The 17,089-nt window shown below is 59.6% G+C and carries 16 protein-coding genes; 8 read left to right on the top strand and 8 right to left on the bottom strand.

The features are described 5' to 3' along the window. The first annotated feature begins 175 nt into the window (after positions 1-175). From WAO69_RS15495 to uvrA, 3 genes are all read left to right on the top strand, one after another. The gene (locus tag WAO69_RS15495) at positions 176-733 is read left to right on the top strand and encodes a class I SAM-dependent methyltransferase (protein WP_422180753.1); all 558 of its coding nucleotides are present in this window, start codon (positions 176-178) and stop codon (positions 731-733) included. Further along, positions 734-1,891, top strand: a complete 1,158-nt coding sequence (locus tag WAO69_RS15490) for an MFS transporter (RefSeq protein WP_422180751.1) — start codon at positions 734-736, stop codon at positions 1,889-1,891. A gap of 84 nt (positions 1,892-1,975) precedes the next feature. Continuing rightward, complete coding sequence (gene uvrA, locus WAO69_RS15485; RefSeq protein ID WP_422180749.1) at positions 1,976-4,828, top strand: excinuclease ABC subunit UvrA; 2,853 nt, start codon at positions 1,976-1,978, stop codon at positions 4,826-4,828. A 101-nt stretch (positions 4,829-4,929) separates the two neighbouring features. Here uvrA and mmsB read toward each other — a convergent pair whose 3' ends face one another. Genes mmsB through WAO69_RS15470 form a run of 3 tightly spaced genes read right to left on the bottom strand, consistent with a single transcriptional unit; the run spans position 4,930 to position 7,992 of the window. Further along, positions 4,930-5,802, bottom strand: a complete 873-nt coding sequence (gene mmsB / locus WAO69_RS15480) for a 3-hydroxyisobutyrate dehydrogenase (RefSeq protein WP_422180746.1) — start codon at positions 5,800-5,802, stop codon at positions 4,930-4,932. 16 nt (positions 5,803-5,818) lie between these two features. Further along, positions 5,819-6,850, bottom strand: a complete 1,032-nt coding sequence (locus WAO69_RS15475; RefSeq protein ID WP_422180744.1) for an enoyl-CoA hydratase/isomerase family protein — start codon at positions 6,848-6,850, stop codon at positions 5,819-5,821. After that, complete coding sequence (locus tag WAO69_RS15470) at positions 6,847-7,992, bottom strand: acyl-CoA dehydrogenase family protein (RefSeq protein WP_422180742.1); 1,146 nt, start codon at positions 7,990-7,992, stop codon at positions 6,847-6,849. The genes WAO69_RS15475 and WAO69_RS15470 overlap by 4 nt, the downstream gene beginning before the upstream one ends. A 226-nt stretch (positions 7,993-8,218) precedes the next feature. On the opposite strand from WAO69_RS15470, the gene WAO69_RS15465 reads away from it, so the two are divergent. Further along, positions 8,219-9,115, top strand: coding sequence for a DMT family transporter (locus WAO69_RS15465; protein ID WP_422180740.1), 897 nt, complete (start codon positions 8,219-8,221; stop codon positions 9,113-9,115). A 2-nt stretch (positions 9,116-9,117) separates the two neighbouring features. On the opposite strand, the gene WAO69_RS15460 is transcribed toward WAO69_RS15465, so the two are convergent. From WAO69_RS15460 to WAO69_RS15450, 3 genes are all read right to left on the bottom strand, one after another. Continuing rightward, positions 9,118-10,233, bottom strand: a complete 1,116-nt coding sequence (locus tag WAO69_RS15460) for a carboxylate-amine ligase (RefSeq protein WP_422180738.1) — start codon at positions 10,231-10,233, stop codon at positions 9,118-9,120. A 61-nt stretch (positions 10,234-10,294) separates the two neighbouring features. Continuing rightward, positions 10,295-10,906, bottom strand: a complete 612-nt coding sequence (locus tag WAO69_RS15455; RefSeq protein ID WP_422180736.1) for a L,D-transpeptidase — start codon at positions 10,904-10,906, stop codon at positions 10,295-10,297. Positions 10,907-11,092: 186 nt separating this feature from the next. Next, the gene (locus WAO69_RS15450; protein ID WP_422180734.1) at positions 11,093-12,592 is read right to left on the bottom strand and encodes a CoA-acylating methylmalonate-semialdehyde dehydrogenase; all 1,500 of its coding nucleotides are present in this window, start codon (positions 12,590-12,592) and stop codon (positions 11,093-11,095) included. Between the two features lie 137 nt (positions 12,593-12,729). Here WAO69_RS15450 and WAO69_RS15445 point away from each other — a divergent pair, with 137 nt between their 5' ends. The 3 genes from WAO69_RS15445 to coaD all read left to right on the top strand — a co-directional run bounded on the left by WAO69_RS15445 (position 12,730) and on the right by coaD (position 14,753). Then, positions 12,730-13,626, top strand: a complete 897-nt coding sequence (locus WAO69_RS15445; protein ID WP_422180732.1) for a LysR family transcriptional regulator — start codon at positions 12,730-12,732, stop codon at positions 13,624-13,626. Between the two features lie 65 nt (positions 13,627-13,691). After that, on the top strand, positions 13,692-14,126 hold the full coding sequence (locus WAO69_RS15440) for a CBS domain-containing protein (RefSeq protein WP_422180730.1): 435 nt from the start codon (positions 13,692-13,694) through the stop codon (positions 14,124-14,126). A 132-nt stretch (positions 14,127-14,258) separates the two neighbouring features. Further along, entirely contained in the window at positions 14,259-14,753 is a 495-nt protein-coding gene (gene coaD / locus WAO69_RS15435; protein WP_422180728.1) for a pantetheine-phosphate adenylyltransferase, read from the top strand. On the opposite strand, the gene WAO69_RS15430 is transcribed toward coaD, so the two are convergent. Together WAO69_RS15430 and gap are read right to left on the bottom strand one after the other, a co-directional pair. After that, positions 14,750-14,893, bottom strand: a complete 144-nt coding sequence (locus WAO69_RS15430; RefSeq protein ID WP_422180726.1) for a hypothetical protein — start codon at positions 14,891-14,893, stop codon at positions 14,750-14,752. The genes coaD and WAO69_RS15430 overlap by 4 nt on opposite strands. A gap of 73 nt (positions 14,894-14,966) precedes the next feature. Further along, positions 14,967-15,965 (bottom strand): type I glyceraldehyde-3-phosphate dehydrogenase, encoded by a 999-nt coding sequence (gene gap / locus WAO69_RS15425; RefSeq protein ID WP_422180724.1) that lies wholly within the window; start codon positions 15,963-15,965, stop codon positions 14,967-14,969. Between the two features lie 192 nt (positions 15,966-16,157). Here gap and WAO69_RS15420 point away from each other — a divergent pair. Continuing rightward, the coding region (locus WAO69_RS15420; RefSeq protein WP_422180722.1) for a DUF808 domain-containing protein at positions 16,158-17,089 on the top strand (932 nt) is incomplete at its 3' end.

Genomic DNA, 17,089 nt, shown 5'->3' with positions numbered 1-17,089 from the left:
GACATCTCCTGTGTGTCTCGTGCAATCTAGACGGCAAATGCCCTATCGCACACCACAATCCCGTGAAGCATGATTGCGGTTCGATTTGGCGGTGTCGCGGTATGACGGAAAGCGGCCAGCGCATCGGCTTTGCAGATCTGTTGCAAAACCCTGCGTCGCTTGCCATTAACGATGCATGGTCAGTCTCAATCGCGTCGCTATGAACCGCTCCAGCCGGAAGATGATCCGGGCCTTGGGTCCGGAAAATCTGGATGTCGCTGAAATTTCAGGAAAGTGGGGGCGGAACCTCACGTTTAAGAGCTGTGAGAAATTCATCTATCCCGAGTATGACATCTGTGCCGGTCCCTTCCGAAATGAGGACAGAACGGTGCGCAGTTTCGATCTGATCCTGGCCAATCAGGTCTGGGAGCATCTGGACCGACCCTACGCCGCGACGCAAAACGTGCGCCATATGCTGCGCCCGGGGGGCTATTTCTGGCTTGCGGTGCCGTTTTACATTCCGTTCCACGCCGCCCCGCAGGATTGCTCGCGCTGGTCTGCACGGGGCCTGAAGAACCTGTTGATCGAAGCGGGGTTTGATGAGGCCAAGATCGAGGCGCATCAATGGGGCAATCGCAATGCGGCGCTGAAGAACTTTGGTGAGGACTGGCCGCCTGTCTATGATCCCGAAGTCGACACGCTGGACAACGACCCCGACATGCCGATTTGTGCCTGGGCCCTTGCGCAACGCTGAATGGTCAGCCGCACGCCCTTTGGTCTGATCTGTCTGATCTGGTTTGCCGGGCTTGGGGCGGCCGCGCAATATGGCAAGATCAGCGTTATCTATGACCAGTTGCCCGCTGTTTATCCTCAGGCCGGGCCTGCTCTTGGTTTCATCGTGTCGCTTGTCGGCTTTGTGGGGATCGTCTTTGGGGTTGTCGCGGGCCTTCTTGTTGCGCGGGTTGGCTATCGGCGGGCTTTGATCTGGGCGCTGTGGGGTGGGGCGCTGTTGTCGCTGGGGCAGGCGGTGTTGCCGCCGCTGCCGGTTCTGCTGGCCCTGCGCGGGCTGGAGGGGGTGTCGCATCTGGCGATTGTCGTCGCGGCACCCACGTTGATCGCCCATCTTTCGGCCCCGCGCCATGTCGGGCTGACCATGACGCTGTGGAGCACGTTTTTTGGCGTGGCCTACACCGTTCTTGTCTGGGGTGGTCTGCCATTGGTGATGGGGTTTGGCCTGTCGTCCCTGTTCATCGCACATGCGCTTTGGATGGCGGCATTGGCGCTGATCCTGGGACGCGCGCTGCGCGGGCTGCCCCTCCGGCGGAGTGTCGAGCCGATGAGCCTGTCCACGGTGCTGCGCGATCACAAGGCGATTTATCGCTCGGCGTCCATTTCAGCCCCGGCAATGGGCTGGTTGTTTTACACCTTCTGTTTTCTGGCCATTCTGACGCTGATCCCGCCCTATCTTCCTGATGGCGTCCGCGCTGCCGTTCTGGGGGCGATGCCGCTGGTTTCCATCGCGGTGTCGATGACCCTTGGCGTTGTCCTGCTGCGATACATGTCGGCTGTCGTTGAAATCCTGCTGGGGTTCGGTCTGACGGTTGCATGCCTGGTCTGGCTGCTGCTCGACCCCGGCCTGCCTTTGGCCTGTCTGGCGCTTGCGGCGGCGCTGGGGCTGATCCAGGGGGCCAGTTTTGCGGCTGTGCCGCAGCTGAACGCGCGGGCGGACACGCAGGCTCAGGCCAATGGGGCGATGGCGCAGATGGGCAATGTCGGCAACACGTTGGGCACACCGATTCTGGCGGCTGTGCTGGCTGTTGCCGGCTATGGCGGAATGATTGGTCTGGCGATTTTTGTCTTTGCTTTGGGCGGCGCGACGCATATTTGGTTGGCCATGCGCCGCCGTTCCTGATCTGTTCTTGTTTTTTGATTGGAGACTCATTGCAGGTGGCTTATCTCAGACAGATGGATCCGAATGGGTGGTAGGGCGAGCAGAATGGCCGAGCTGAAACATATCGAGGTGCGCGGCGCGCGCGAGCATAACCTCAAGAATATCGACGTGGACATTCCCCGCGACCAACTTGTTGTTATCACTGGGCTTTCCGGCTCGGGAAAATCCTCCCTCGCGTTCGATACGATCTATGCCGAAGGGCAGCGGCGCTATGTTGAATCGCTCAGCGCCTATGCGCGGCAGTTTCTGGACATGATGCAGAAACCCGATGTCGATCACATCTCGGGTCTGAGCCCAGCGATTTCGATCGAACAGAAGACCACCTCCAAGAACCCGCGCTCGACTGTTGGAACGGTGACCGAGATTTACGACTATTTGCGCCTGCTCTATGCGCGCGCAGGCACGCCCTATAGCCCGGCAACCGGCAAGCCGATCGAGGCACAGCAGGTGCAGGACATGGTCGACAGGATCATGGCGATGGAGGAGGGCACGCGTGCCTATCTTCTGGCTCCGATCGTGCGAGATCGAAAAGGCGAATATCGCAAGGAATTCCTCGAGTTACGCAAGCAGGGCTTTCAACGCGTCAAGGTGGATGGCGCGTTTTACGAGCTGGACGAACCGCCCACGCTGGACAAGAAGTTCCGCCACGACATTGATGTGGTTGTGGATCGCATCGTCGTGCGTGACGGGCTTGAAACCCGTCTTGCGGATTCGCTGCGCACGGCTCTGGATCTGGCCGACGGCATTGCCATACTCGAGACCGCCACGGATGAGCCCGAGCGTTTCACCTTCAGCGAGAATTTTGCCTGTCCGGTGAGCGGGTTCACGATTCCCGAGATCGAACCCCGCCTGTTCTCATTCAATGCGCCCTTCGGGGCGTGCCCGTCCTGCGACGGATTGGGAATGGAATTGTTCTTTGATGAACGCCTCGTTGTGCCGGATCAGACGCTGAAAATCAGTGATGGGGCGCTGGCACCCTGGCGTAAGGGCAAGTCACCCTATTTCCTGCAAACCATTGAAGCCATTGCCAAACACTATGAGTTTGACAAGAACGCGCGCTGGAAAGATCTGCCCGCGCATGTGCAGCAGGTGTTCCTGTACGGCTCGGGCGATGATGAGATTCCGTTTCGCTATGACGAGGGCGGGCGCGTCTATCAGGTGACGCGCGTGTTCGAGGGTGTTGTGCCCAATATGGAGCGGCGCTATCGCGAGACGGATTCAAGCTGGATCCGCGAGGAATTCGAACGCTATCAGAACAATCGCCCCTGTGGCACCTGTGACGGCTTCCGCCTGCGCGAAGAGGCGCTGGCGGTCAAGATCGCGGGCCTGCATGTGGGGCATGTGGTGCAGATGTCGATCCGCGAGGCTCTGGCCTGGATCGAAAGTGTGCCTGATCATCTGAGCGCGCAGAAAGGCGAGATTGCCCGCGCAATATTGAAAGAGATCCGTGAGCGGTTGGGTTTCCTGAACAACGTGGGATTGGAATATCTTACGCTGTCACGTTCAAGTGGTACGTTAAGTGGCGGAGAAAGTCAGAGGATCCGCCTTGCCAGCCAGATCGGTTCGGGTCTGACAGGGGTTCTTTATGTTCTGGACGAACCCTCCATCGGCTTGCACCAGCGCGACAATGACCGGCTTTTGCTCACGCTGAAATCGCTGCGGGATCAGGGCAACACGGTGATCGTTGTCGAGCATGACGAAGAAGCGATCCGCGAAGCCGATTACGTGTTCGATATCGGTCCGGGGGCCGGTGTGCATGGGGGGCAGGTGGTCTCGCATGGCACGCCGTCCCAGATTGCGGCGGATCCGGCCTCGGTGACGGGACAATACCTGTCGGGCACCCGCGAGATCCCGGTGCCGACCACGCGGCGCAAGGGCACAAAGAAAAAAGTGACCGTGGTCAAGGCGACGGGGAACAACCTGAAGGACGTCACGGTGGATTTTCCGCTGGGCAAATTCGTCTGTGTCACCGGTGTTTCGGGGGGCGGCAAGTCCACATTGACGATCGAAACCCTGTTCAAAACGGCGTCGATGCGTCTGAACGGAGCGCGCCAGACGCCGGCTCCCTGCGAAACGATCAAGGGGCTGGAGCATCTGGACAAGGTCATCGACATCGATCAGCGGCCCATCGGGCGCACGCCGCGTTCCAACCCGGCGACCTATACCGGGGCATTCACGCCGATCCGCGATTGGTTCGCGGGGTTGCCGGAGGCCAAGACGCGCGGTTACAAGCCCGGGCGGTTTTCCTTCAACGTCAAGGGCGGGCGGTGCGAGGCCTGTCAGGGCGATGGTGTGATCAAGATCGAGATGCACTTTCTTCCGGATGTCTATGTGACCTGCGAAACCTGCAAAGGCGCGCGTTACAATCGCGAAACGCTCGAGATCAAGTTCAAGGGCAAAAGCATCGCGGATGTGCTGGACATGACCGTCGAGGATGCGCAGGAGTTCTTCAAGGCGGTGCCGTCGATCCGCGAAAAGATGGATGCGCTGGTGCGGGTTGGCCTTGGCTATATCAAGGTCGGTCAGCAGGCCACGACGTTGTCGGGCGGTGAAGCGCAACGGGTGAAGCTCTCCAAGGAACTGGCGAAGCGCTCGACCGGCCGGACGCTGTATATTCTGGATGAACCCACCACGGGTCTGCATTTCGAAGATGTGCGCAAGTTGTTGGAAGTGCTGCATGAATTGGTGGATCAGGGCAATACGGTTGTCGTTATCGAGCACAATCTCGATGTGGTGAAGACGGCCGATTACCTTATCGACATTGGCCCCGAGGGCGGCGATGGCGGGGGCGAGGTGGTTGCCGTTGGAACTCCTGAAGAGGTGGCGGCAGAAGAGCGCAGCCACACCGGGCGCTACCTTGCGCCCATGCTCAAGGACAAGCGCGTCGCCGCGGAATGATCGGATCGGATCGGATCGGAGATGCCAAGCCGAGCCAAGCGGGGGCGCTGCCCCCGCGCCCCTGGGAATATTTTTGGCAAGATGAAGAAGAGGGGTGGGGATCAGTGCCGTCCGCGCTTTTCGAAGCGGGGCAGCATGGCGCTGAAATCGCGGCCTTTGCCATCTTCGTTTTCGACGAATTGCGCATAAAGCGTCTGCGCGAGCTGGCCCATAGGTGTATCTGCATCCGCGCTCTCGGCGGCTTGTTGACTGAGGCGCAGGTCCTTGAGCATCAGATCCGCGGCAAAACCTGGCTTGTAGTCGTTGTCGGCAGGAGATTGCGGGCCGACGCCCGGAGCGGGGCAATACGCGTTCATTGTCCAGCTGTATCCTGACGAGGTCGAGACCACATCAAACATTTTCTGGCGATCCAGACCAAGCTTATCTGCCAGCGCAAAGGCTTCGCAGGTGGCGATCATAGTTACGCCGAGGATCATGTTATTGCAGATCTTCGCCGCCTGGCCGGCTCCGGAGTCGCCACAATGCACGGCTTTCTGGCCCATGATGTCGAATAGCGGCTGTGCCTTGGCAAACGCAGCTTGCGAGCCGCCTGCCATGAAGGTCAGCGTGCCCGCCGATGCACCGCCCACGCCGCCCGAGACGGGTGCATCGACAGGCAGGAGGCCTGCAGAAGCGGCCTGCAGCGCCACCGCGCGGGCGCTGTCGACATCCACGGTCGAGCAATCGACGAAACCGGAATCCGGCTCCATCACGGGGATGATCTTGCTTGCCACGGCGCGCAGGATCTCGCCGTTGGGCAGCATGGTGATCACGACATCAGCGCCTTTGGCGGCCTCTTGAGCGCTTGCGGCGGGCGAAACACCCTGCAGCTGAACGCCTGCAACGTCAAAGCCGGTCACCGAATGGCCTGCGGCAGCGAGATTGGCGGCCATTGGTGCGCCCATATTGCCCAGCCCGATAAACCCGATCTTCATAGCGTCTCTCCCTTGTTCAGAATGTGAGTGTGTCCGGCCCGAGCGGCAACAGCATCCGGCTCACGGCGATCAAAGGAACCGCACCGTCGGCATAGCGCCATGCCGGATTGCGGTCCTTGTCGATGATCTGGGCGCGGATGCCTTCGAGGAAATCACCATGCTCTATGGCGCGATGGGTAAAGCGATACTCCATCTCGAGCGCTTTGCGGATGGTCAGCGTGGATATTCTGAGGCGATGGACGATTTCGATGGTGCATGCTGCCGAAAGCGGGGCGGCGCGTTTGAGCGATTTGAGTGCGCCATCGGCGAAATCGCTTGTGCGATGGGTCAGGGTGTTGATCACATCCGTCAGGGTTTCGCCGCAGAAATACGCATCGATTTGTGTTTGAAGCCCTTGCAGCGTGCCGTCGGGTGCGGGTGTTGCAGCCTTTGCGATGCAGTCTGTGTCGCCTGTTTCAACCAAAGCGCGCGTCAGTTCGCCCCATCTGTCTTGCGTCACGTAAGTGTCTGCAAAACCGGCATAAATCGCATCCGCCGGTCCCATGCGCGTGCCTGTCGTGCCAAGGTATTCGCCCAGTCTTCCCGGAGCGAGTGCAAGCATGAGCGAGCCGCCCACATCCGGCACAAGGCCGATGCCACATTCGGGCATGGCGATCTGACTGGTCTCGCCCACCACGCGATGCGACCCATGACAGCCAAGGCCCACACCGCCGCCCATGGTAAAGCCCTGCATCAGGCTGACGACAGGCTTTGGATATTCAAAAATCTTGGCGTTCAGCCTGTATTCATCGCGCCAGAATGTCTGGCCATAGGCGAAATCGCCTTTGGTGCCGGTTGCATAGAGTTCGGCAATGTCGCCACCTGCGCAAAACGCCTTGTCGCCGGTGGCGTCAAACAGCACCAGCGAGACCGCGTCGTCGTCACGCCAGGTATCGATTGCCGCTTCGATGGCCCTGCACATGTCATAGGTCATGGCATTGAGTGCCTTGGGCCGGTTCAGTGTGATCCGCCCTGCGCGCCCTTCGATGCGGATGTCGATATCGCTCATCCGCGCGTCTCAAGCATGTGGCGGGCGGTGATCACGCGCATGATTTCATTGGTGCCTTCCAGGATCTGATGCACGCGCAGGTCGCGCACCAGTTTTTCGATCCCGTAATCGGCAAGATAGCCATAGCCGCCGTGCAGTTGCAGGCATTGGTCGACAATTCTTGATCCGGCTTCGGTCACGAACTTCTTGGCCATCGCGCAATGTTTTGTCGCATCCGGTGCGCCCTGATCCAGTTTCCAGGCGGCTTGGCGCAGAAAGACACGTGCGGCCTGCAGGTCGATCTCCATATCCGCAAGGCGGAATTGCAGGCCCTGAAACTGGTCGATCGGTTTGCCGAAGGCCTTGCGTTCGCCCATGTAATCCAGGGTCTGGTTGATCGCGATCTGCGCGGCACCAAGAGAGCAGGCCGCGATGTTCAAGCGCCCCCCATCCAGACCCATCATCGCGTATTTGAAACCGTGGCCTTCCTGGCCAACCAGGTTGCCCGCCGGAATCTTGCAGTCGTCAAACTGAACCTGCGCGGTGGGCTGGGACCGCCAGCCCATCTTGTCTTCGAGTCCACCAAAGCTCAGACCCGGCGTGCCATCTTCGATATAGACGGTCGATATCCCCTTGGGACCGTCTTCGCCGGTGCGCACCATGGCGATATAGGCATCCGAGTATCCGCCCCCCGAGATGAACGCCTTGGTTCCGTTGAGCGTGTAGCCTTCATTCGTGCGATCCGCACGGGTCTTGAGGGCGGCCGCATCCGAGCCCGAACCAGGTTCTGTCAGGCAATAGCTGAGCACCGTGTTCATGCTGATGACATCCGCCATCACCCGTGCCTTGAGCGCTTCATCGGCGAAACTGTCCAGCATCCGGGCGCACATGTTGTGGATCGACAGAAAGGCCGCGACCGAGGGGCAGGCCATCGACAGTGCTTCGAACACCAGCGTCGCATCCAGACGCGTCAGGCCCGCGCCGCCACTGTCTTCCGAAACATAAAGCCCCCCAAAGCCCAACGCCCCGATCTGGGGCCAGAGGTCTTTGGGGATGGTGCCATCTGCTTCCCATTGGCGCGCATGCGGCGCGATGTTGTCCTGGCCAAATGCGAAGGCCATGTCGAATATGGCGCTCTGTTCCTCGGTGAGTGCGAAATCCATCGGGTCTCCTCCCCCAGCGGCTCATTAATTGAACAAGTGTTTATTTACCTTGCGCCGCCAGCCACATCAACACGCAAAGCTGCAAATCCCCTTTGCGCAAACATACCCCATGTTCACAGTGACGGGCAGGGGCCTGACGTGATCTCAGCCGTTGACGGGGTACGCGCCATCGGTCATGCGATGAATCCATGTTCCAACCCCGTTTGCAGATCGGTTTTGACACCCAATGATGCCGCATATCGCAACTGATCGCCGGGCCAACCTGCAGGGTGCGGCGTGGATGGTCGCGGCAATGGCGGTGTTCGCCATCGAGGATGTGTTCATCAAGGCCGCCAGTGTGTCGATACCGCTGGGTCAGGTTCTGATTGTCTTTGGTCTGGGCGGCACGCTTTTGTTCGCGGTACTGGCCAAGATGCGGGGAGAGTCGCTGTTTACCCGCGATGTCCTGTCCCGCCCGATGTGGATCCGCGCGATTTTCGAATGCTTTGGGAGGCTTTTTTATGGCCTGGCACTGGCGCTGACGCCGCTTTCGGCCACGACGGTGATCTTGCAGGCCACCCCGCTGGTGGTGGTCGCGGGGGCGGCGCTGATCTTTGGCGAAAAGGTCGGCTGGCGGCGTTGGGCGGCAATCCTGATCGGGTTGACCGGCGTTCTTGTGATCCTGCAACCCGGGGCAGAGGGGTTTTCGGCGCTCTCGATCCTTGCCGTCCTGGGTATGCTGGGATTTGCCGGGCGCGATCTGGCAAGCCGCGCCGCTCCGCGATCCCTGAGCGCACCGGTGCTTGGCTTTTATGGCTTTGTCCCGGTGGCCCTTGCCGGTGCCGCATATGGGATCTGGGAGGGGCGCGCTTTTGTGCTGCCTGATGGCCAGGCTGGGCTTTTTCTGTGTGGCGCGGTGCTGGCTGGCGTGCTGGCCTATGGCAGCCTGATGACAGCGATGCGGATGGGTGAAGTGTCCGCTGTGACCCCGTTTCGCTATACGCGGCTGCTTTTTGGTATCGGTTTCGGCGTTGTGCTGTTCGGTGAAACGATCAGCCCGACGATGCTTGTCGGCAGCGGTCTGATCGTGCTCTCCGGCCTGTTCATCCTGTGGCGGTCCAGACAGAAGAACGCGTCGCGCTGACGTCAGAGATCGGCGTTGAACTCTTCGATCAGATGGCGCACCACGGCGCGGCCGGGATCGTCGCCCCTGCTTTGTGCATCGGCCCAGACCCGGCGTTGACGCATGGCGCTGGTGCCGCCCGAGATGATGTCCTGCAACTGCGTGATCTCGTGCATCGAGCCAAGCGCTTCGGCATCTTCGGCCACCATGCCGATCAGCTCATTGGTCAGATCTGCAAACGGGCGAATGCGGCGCTCGCCGAAATCAATCAGTCCTTCGGTGATGCCATAGCGTTGTGCGCGCCAGCGGTTCTCGCCGATCAGAAACCTGTCATACTCGCGCCATTTCAGATTGCCGGCCCTCAGGCGACACAGCATGCGTGTGATCGCCTGCAGCAATGCGGCCAGCGACAGCGTGTGCTCCATTCGCGGCGAGACATCCATGATCCGCGTCTCCAGCGTCGGAAAGCGGTGAGACGGGCGCAGATCCCACCAGATCTTGGTGGTGTCCTCGATGATGCCAAGTTCGATGAGCGTGCCAGTGGTGCGTTCATACTCGGCCCAACTGGAAAAATGAGGCGGCAGGCCGGTGCGGGGCAGGTTGTCGAAAACCGTAAGCCGATAGGACGCCAGCCCGGAATCCTCGCCCTGCCAATAGGGTGATGAGGCCGAGAGGGCCAAAAGATGAGGCAGGAAGTAAGACAGCTGCGGCATCAGATCGGTGCGCAGCGTTTCATCTTCGATGCCCACATGCACATGCATTCCGCAAATCAACATGCGCCGCGCCACGCCGCCCAGGGCTTTTTGCAGATCTGAATAGCGCTCCTTGTTGGTGTGCTGCTGATCCTTCCAATCCGCAAACGGGTGGCAGGACACAGCGATGGGCGCAAGGTTATAGCGCGCGGCATGCTGCGCCACGCTTGCGCGCAGCCGTCTCAGATCCTCGCGGGCGGCATGGATGTCGGTGCAAACCTTGGTGCCGATCTCGATCTGACATTGCAGGAATTCCGGGCTGACCTGCTCTTCCAATTCGGATGCGCAGGCCTCCATGAGACCATCCGGAGCCTCAACAAGATCCAGGCTGTCGCGATCAACGAGGAGGTATTCCTCCTCGATCCCCATTGTGAATACGTCCTGCATGGCCAACCTCCGCAGTTTGAGAGATCAGCCTAACGCGGGATGCGGCCCCAGGTAAATGATGTCAGAGCAGCAGCACCTGCGTGCCGATTTGCGTCAGGCCATACAATTCTTCGATATGCGGGTTGTACAGACCGATACATCCCGAAGAGCTCTGACGGCCGATCTTGCGGGTGTCATGGGTGCCATGGATCAGATAGGCGGGCCATGTCAGGTACATCGCATGTGTGCCCAGTGGATTGCCCGGACCGGCAGGCAGGAAGGCGGGCAAGGTGGGATCGCGATCGCGCATATTGGCCGTGGGGGTCCATGTCGGTCCGACTTTCTTGCGCACCACTTGCGTGCGGCCGCGACGGGTCAGCTCATCCGTCATCGGCACCGAAGACGGATAAAGGCGATAGGTCTGCCCATCCGGACCCCAGTAATGTACCGCGCGGCTGGTAATGTCGCACAGGATTGCGCCCGCTCCCAGAGTATCAAAGTGATCTTGCCAATCGCGCGTCTTGAACGACGACATGTTGCGTCTGGCCGGTGTGGTGTCGCGGATCACCGGTTCATTGCTCGGGAATGCTTCGTTCCACAACTCGGGGGTCTGCGCGCGCAGAATACCAGGCGCCATCAAAGCTGCGCCTGTTCCCAACAAAACCGATCGCCGCGAAAAGCGCGTACGTGACATGGGACTATACTCCAAATTGCCTGCTTTGCGGAATTCTACCTCAAACCAAAGGCATGCGAAACATGGCTCTTGTCAAATTTTCGTGGGCATTTTGCGATGGCGTCACGCAAGAAGGGCACAGGATGTATCCTGCGCCCCCTGCATCTTTCTGGTCTCAAATACCCCCAGGACACCAACAGCCCCGGATCACTCCATCACGGGAATGGAGAACTCGCCACCTTCCTTGATGCCGCTGGGCCAGCGCGCGGTCACGGTCTTGGTGCGGGTATAGAATTTGAACGCATCCGGCCCATGCTGGTTGAGGTCACCAAAGACCGATTTCTTCCACCCGCCAAAGGTATGATAGGCCAATGGCACCGGGATCGGCACATTGATGCCGACCATGCCGACATTGATACGATTGGCGAAATCACGCGCGGCGTCGCCATCGCGGGTAAAGATCGCGGTGCCATTGCCATATTCGTGATCCATCGCAAGGCCGATGGCTTCTTCATAGCTTTGGGCACGCACACAGGTCAGCACGGGACCAAAGATCTCGTGTTTGTAGATATCCATGTCCTTGGTGGCGCGGTCAAACAGATGCGGGCCGACAAAATAGCCATCTTCATAGCCCTGCAGTTTGAAATCGCGGCCATCAACAACCAGTTCGGCACCCTGGTCGATCCCGGTCTGCACCAGGCGCTCGATGTTTGCTTTGGCTGCCGCTGTCACGACCGGGCCGTAATCCACGTCGTTACCAGCGGTGTAGGGTCCGACTTTCAGCTTTTCGATACGCGGAACCAGCTTTTCGATCAGCCGGTCTGCGGTCTCATCACCGACGGGAACCGCAACCGAGATCGCCATGCAGCGTTCGCCTGCCGCGCCATAACCTGCACCTATCAGCGCGTCTGCGGCCTGATCCATATCCGCGTCCGGCATGATGATCATGTGGTTCTTGGCACCGCCGAAACATTGCACGCGTTTGCCATTCGCACAGCCCGTGGCATAGATATATTCCGCAATGGGTGTGGATCCGACAAAGCCGATCGACTGGATCACCGGGTGATGCAGGATCGCATCCACCGCTTCCTTGTCACCATTCACCACCTGCAGGATGCCTTTGGGCAGACCCGCTTCCTCCATCAGTTCCGCCAGCATCAGCGGCACTGAGGGGTCACGCTCGGATGGTTTGAGGATGAAGGCGTTGCCACATGCGATGGCAGGGGCAAACATCCACATCGGGATCATCGCGGGAAAGTTGAAGGGCGTGATTCCGGCGGTTACACCCAGAGGCTGGCGCATGGAATACATGTCGATACCCGGGCCCGCGCTGTCGGTGAATTCACCTTTCAGCAACTGCGGCGCACCGATGCAATATTCGACCACTTCAAGGCCACGCTGCACATCGCCTGCCGCATCAGGCAAGGTCTTGCCATGTTCGCGGCTGAGCGCTTCGGCCAGTTTGTCCATGTCACGGTTCAGCAGGGCCACGAACTTCATCATGACGCGGGCGCGGCGCTGCGGGTTGGTCGCGGCCCATTGTGGCTGAGCCGCAGCGGCCAGTTGAACCGCCTGATCCACTTCGACGGCAGAGGCCAGTGGGACCTTGGCCTGCACCTCGCCTGTGGCGGGGTTCATCACATCGGCAAATCGGCCGGATGTGCCTTTGACGTGGGCACCGTTCAGGTAATGGGTCAGTTCTTGCATATCTCGTTCCTCCGCGTCTGGCGGGCAGAATTGCCACGCCATCCTCATCATCGCGGAACATAGGCTTGCAAAAATGAGTTGAACAGAGGCAAGATTTCAAAAACGATTTGCAAAAACCAAAGGATGTTAGGGCCGACATGGAGCCACATTGGGACGATCTGCGCGTATTCCTGTTTGTTGCGCGCGAAGAAAGCCTGTCCGGCGCGGGCAAGAGATTGAAGATGGATCCGGCGACAGTCGGACGACGTATTGCCCGGCTTGAAGCAGCGATGGGAGCCACGCTTTTCATCAAATCCCCTCAGGGTTACACGCTGACCGGCGCAGGTGAGCGGCTGCTGGCGCATGGGGAAGAGGCCGAACAGGCCATGCGCGCAGGTGTCGAGGCGCTGAGCGGTCCCGATGACGTGCTGTCGGGACAGATTCGCATCGGGGCACCGGATGGCTGTGCCTATTATGTGCTGTCTCCGATCTGTTCGCCCCTGTCGCGCAACAATCCCGACCTCGATATTCAGATCGTGGCATTGCCGCGCGTGGTGAACCTGAACCGGCGCGAAGCGGATATGGCGATCACGGTCAGCCCGCCCACAGCAGGCCAGTTCCACGTGGAAAAGATCACCGATTACAAGCTGCATATCGCGGGAGCGCGGCAATATTTACGCCGTCGGCCGCCGATAAAAACGATTGCCGATCTCAAGAATCACCCGTTCATCGGGTATATCCCGGACATGATTTATGACGCCGAACTGGATTACCTGCGTGATCTGGGGGTGGATCGGGTGGCGCTGGCCTCGAACTCGGTCCCGTTGCAATTGCGGATGGCCAGTCAGGGGGATGGGCTGTGCGTTGCGCATGATTTCGCGCTGGCTCAGCACAATTTGTTGCGCAAAGTTCTGCCCGATCAGGTCAGCCTGACGCGCAGTTTTTATCTTGTGCGTCATAAATCCGATATGCGCAGCGACCGGATGAATCGCCTGGCGGCTGCCATCATGACGGGGGTGCGCGACGAGGTGTTGCGCCTTGAAGAGCAAAGCTGACAGGCTTGACAGGCTATCCCATTGCGGCAACCCTCAAACGAGCGATTATCTTGGAGGGAGGCCGGATGCGCGTTCATCAGATACTCAAATCGAAAAACAGCGTCGATGTCTTCACCGTGCTGCCCGAGATATCCATTTCGCAGGCAGCAGCGGTGCTGGCGCAACATCGGATCGGTTCGGTCGTTGTGTCCGCCGATGGCAAGACCGCACTCGGAATCCTGTCCGAGCGAGATATCGTGCGTGAACTGGCCGGATCAGGCGCAGAGTGCCTGACGCGTCCGGTGGCCGACTACATGACCAAAGGTCTGGTCACGGCCAGCACCGACATGACCGCAGATGACGTCTTGCAGCAGATGACCGATGGCCGCTTCCGGCACATGCCGGTTGTCGAAAACGGAGTCATGGTCGGGCTGATCACGCTGGGCGATGTCGTGAAAGCGCGTCTGTCGCAACTTTCGATGGAAAAGGATGCCCTCGAGGGCATGATCATGGGACACTGACCAGCTTCACAGGCCGCACGGCGCGCGCGCTCGCCATGGGTTTTGGCGGCATCTGTCAGCTATGCCCTTGAACTGCAGTCTCGTTCATGTTTGCGTGCGCCCCAAGACACGGGACATGAAGGAAGACACCCTATGCGCATCGGTCTTTATCCGGGTACGTTCGATCCGATCACGCTGGGTCATATGGACATCATTCGCCGCGCCTCGGCACTGGTGGACAGGCTGGTGATCGGCGTGGCCATCAACCGCGACAAGGGACCTTTGTTCTCTCTGGAAGAGCGGGTCGCGATGATCGAAAGCGAATGCGCGTCCCTGTCAGCCCAGACCGGCACCGAGATCGTCGCTCATCCGTTCGAGAACCTGCTGATCGATTGCGCGCGCGACGTCGGCGCTCAGGTCATCGTACGTGGTCTGCGCGCTGTGGCGGATTTCGAATATGAATTCCAGATGGTTGGCATGAACCGGGTGCTGGATAACAGCATCGAAACAGTGTTCTTGATGGCCGAAGCGCGCCATCAGGCGATTGCATCAAAACTGGTCAAGGAAATCGCCAGGCTGGGCGGTGATGTTTCGCAATTCGTCACGCCGCTGGTCAATACAGCGCTGAAAGAACGTCTGGGGAGTTAACGCCAGAACGCCAGCCATTCGATCAAATCGGCAAGTTTCTTTCCCAGAAAAAGCAGATGTGCGGTGCCATAGATGGTGACGTCCACGGCTATGGCACCGAGGATGAGTACCGCCATCACCAGGGCAATCGGATTTGTCATTCTGTGCCTGTCGTCTTGTTTTTCCTCATCCGCAGGATGGCTCAAGCCGAACCGTCAGGCAAGCCGCGCAGGATTAGAGCCGACCCATTGCAACGGCAACATCCGCCATGCGTACCGAGAAGCCCCATTCATTGTCATACCACGCCAGCACCCTTACAAGGCGCTCGCCAACAACGCGGGTCTGATCCGGCGCAAAGATCGAGCTTTCACTGGTGTGGTTGAAATCGATCGACACCAAAGGAGCGGGTTCATAGCCCAGAACGCCTTTCATCGGACCTTTGGATGCGGCCAGAACGGCGGCATTCACCTCATCCGCAGTCACCGCGCGCCCGGCGGTAAAGGTCAGATCCACAGCCGACACATTCGGCGTCGGCACGCGGATCGCCGAGCCGTCAAGCTTGCCCTTGAGCTCAGGCAGAACCTCGCCCAGAGCCTTGGCCGCCCCGGTCGAGGTGGGGATCATCGCCATGGCAGCCGCGCGAGCGCGATAGAGATCCTTGTGGCGGCGATCCAGTGTAGGCTGGTCTCCGGTATAGGCGTGAATGGTGGTCATGATGCCGGCTTCGATGCCGAAGGCCTCGTGCAGCACCTTTGCCAGAGGCGCAAGGCAGTTCGTGGTGCAGGAGCCGTTCGAGACCATCCGATCGCCCGCTACGAGCTGGTCGTCATTGACGCCAAACACGATTGTCTTTTCCACATTCTTGGCAGGCGCCGAGATCAGAACCTTGCCCGCACCCTGTTCCAGATGCACCTTCGCCTTCTCACCATCGTTGAAATTGCCAGTGCATTCCAGGACCACGTCGCAGCCGGACCAGTCCAGTTCGCTGGGATCATAGGTCGACATCACCGAGATCGGACCCCGGCCCAGATCGAGCGTGCCCTCGCCAATCGTGACCTCGCCGGGAAAGCGGCCATGAACACTGTCGTATTTGATCAGATGCGCGGCGGTTTCCAGCGGCCCCGTGGCATTCAGCTTGACCACCTTTATGTCGTCGCGCCCCGAGGCTGCGATATGCGACAGCGTGCAACGGCCGATGCGGCCAAACCCGTTGATCCCGACGGTGATGGTCATGGAGGCGCTCCTTTGTGTACGTCCCTGAGGTCCTTGATGCGCCGTATAACCAAGCCCCGGGCCGCTCAAAAGGGCAAAAGGGTCGCAAGATGAACGTGTTAGCGCAAACCTGGCGCGGTTGCGCTAACGGTCCAGATCGCATAGGCAGAGAAGGGGGCCCAGATCGGGTCGGACACAAAGAAGGGCTGGCACATGAGTGGCTTACTTGCCTTGCTGGATGATGTCGCAGCGATCGCCAAGGTCGCAGCGGCTTCGGCCGATGATGTAGCCGGAATGGCGGCCAAGGCTGGCTCCAAAGCGGCGGGCGTGGTGATCGACGATGCCGCTGTTACCCCGAAATACGTCACCGGTTTCGAAGCCAAACGCGAACTGCCGATCATCTGGAAGATCACCAAGGGGTCATTTTTCAACAAGCTCGTGATCCTGTTGCCTGCGGCTTTGCTGCTCAACACATTTGCGCCCTGGCTGGTCATCCCCCTGTTGATGCTGGGTGGGGCCTATCTGTGTTTCGAGGGCGCCGAGAAGGTGTTTCACCGCCTCTTTCCCCATGCTGTTGAGCATGTCGAGGAGGACATGGATGTGGGCAATCCGGCTCAACTGGAAGAAGCCCGGGTCAAAGGTGCCATCAAGACCGATTTCATCCTGTCAGCCGAGATCATGACGATCATCCTCGCCGCCATCGAAGCCCCCAACATCTGGTTCCAGGCCGCAGCTCTTGGCATGGCGGGGATCGGCATCACCATTGCCGTCTATGGAACGGTTGCCCTGATCGTGAAGATGGATGACATCGGCCTGTGGATGGCTATGACCGCAAAGACCGGATTTGGCCGGGGGATCGGGCGGGGACTTGTCAAAGGCATGCCCGGGCTGCTGGCGCTGTTGTCGACAGTGGGAACCGCGGCGATGCTATGGGTCGGAGGCTCGATCATCATCCATGGCATGGAAGTACTGGGTTGGCCTTGGCTTTATGACGTGATCCACCATATTGCTGCCGGAGTTGCCCAGGGGATGGGTCAAGCGTCCGGATTGATGCAATGGCTGATCACGGCTCTGTGTGACGGTGTGCTGGGTCTTGCCCTTGGCCTGGCTCTGATCCCTTTGGTCACGACCGTACTCGGCAAGGA

The sequence above is a fragment of the Aestuariivita sp. genome (genome assembly GCF_049276915.1).
Lineage (GTDB): Bacteria > Pseudomonadota > Alphaproteobacteria > Rhodobacterales > Rhodobacteraceae > Aestuariivita.
This window is presented reverse-complemented; position numbering and strand designations above follow the sequence as displayed.

Coding starts and splice junctions, on each gene's coding strand:
- gap (WP_422180724.1), bottom strand. CDS start 15,965: ATGACCATCACCGTCGGGATCAACGGGTTTGGCCGCATCGGCCGTTGC.
- WAO69_RS15455 (WP_422180736.1), bottom strand. CDS start 10,906: ATGTCACGTACGCGCTTTTCGCGGCGATCGGTTTTGTTGGGAACAGGC.
- mmsB (WP_422180746.1), bottom strand. CDS start 5,802: ATGAAGATCGGGTTTATCGGGCTGGGCAATATGGGCGCACCAATGGCC.
- WAO69_RS15495 (WP_422180753.1), top strand. CDS start 176: ATGGTCAGTCTCAATCGCGTCGCTATGAACCGCTCCAGCCGGAAGATG.
- uvrA (WP_422180749.1), top strand. CDS start 1,976: ATGGCCGAGCTGAAACATATCGAGGTGCGCGGCGCGCGCGAGCATAAC.
- WAO69_RS15465 (WP_422180740.1), top strand. CDS start 8,219: ATGATGCCGCATATCGCAACTGATCGCCGGGCCAACCTGCAGGGTGCG.
- WAO69_RS15450 (WP_422180734.1), bottom strand. CDS start 12,592: ATGCAAGAACTGACCCATTACCTGAACGGTGCCCACGTCAAAGGCACA.
- WAO69_RS15470 (WP_422180742.1), bottom strand. CDS start 7,992: ATGGATTTCGCACTCACCGAGGAACAGAGCGCCATATTCGACATGGCC.
- WAO69_RS15445 (WP_422180732.1), top strand. CDS start 12,730: ATGGAGCCACATTGGGACGATCTGCGCGTATTCCTGTTTGTTGCGCGC.
- WAO69_RS15460 (WP_422180738.1), bottom strand. CDS start 10,233: ATGCAGGACGTATTCACAATGGGGATCGAGGAGGAATACCTCCTCGTT.
- coaD (WP_422180728.1), top strand. CDS start 14,259: ATGCGCATCGGTCTTTATCCGGGTACGTTCGATCCGATCACGCTGGGT.
- WAO69_RS15430 (WP_422180726.1), bottom strand. CDS start 14,893: ATGACAAATCCGATTGCCCTGGTGATGGCGGTACTCATCCTCGGTGCC.
- WAO69_RS15440 (WP_422180730.1), top strand. CDS start 13,692: ATGCGCGTTCATCAGATACTCAAATCGAAAAACAGCGTCGATGTCTTC.
- WAO69_RS15490 (WP_422180751.1), top strand. CDS start 734: ATGGTCAGCCGCACGCCCTTTGGTCTGATCTGTCTGATCTGGTTTGCC.
- WAO69_RS15475 (WP_422180744.1), bottom strand. CDS start 6,850: ATGAGCGATATCGACATCCGCATCGAAGGGCGCGCAGGGCGGATCACA.